This window comes from Streptomyces sp. ATLC9 (assembly GCF_057196705.1).
In genome coordinates, this window is record NZ_JBXUOY010000593.1 from 1 (window position 1) to 453 (window position 453).

The following is a 453-nucleotide window of genomic DNA, read 5'->3' on the forward strand; positions in this document are numbered from 1 at the left end:
GGCCGCGGCCAGTTCGGCGCGGGAGCGTGCCGCGGCGGTCTCCCGGGCGCGCTCGGCGGCGCGGCGGGCGCTCTCTCGCGCGGTCTCCCAGACGACGACGGCTTCCTTCTCGGCGTCGCTGGCGGCCAGGGCGGCGCGGGCCGGGTCGGCGTCGGGAGAGGAGCCGTCCAGCCAGCCGGCGCGTACGGCCTGCGCCGTCTCCTGCTCGACCTCGGTCAGACGCTGGCGCAGGTGCTCGCCCTCGCTGCGGGCGCGCTGGGCCTCGGTGGCGGCGGCGGTCGCGTCGCGGTGGGCGGCCTCGCCCTCGCCCTGCAGGGCGGTGGAGCGCCCCTCCTCCTCGGCCGCGAGGTGCTCGGCCTGCTCCGCGGCTGCGTGCAGGGCGCGCACCAGATCGGTGGCGGCCCGGGCACGGGCGGCGAGCGCGGGGGCGGCGTCGCGCTCGGCCTCCTGGAT

1 protein-coding gene is annotated in these 453 nt (G+C 80.8%); it reads right to left on the reverse strand.

What is annotated here, in order from left to right; genetic code table 11:
- Positions 1-453: hypothetical protein (locus AC2CJA_RS27225; protein WP_484605281.1), on the reverse strand; the 453-nt coding region annotated here is incomplete at both ends.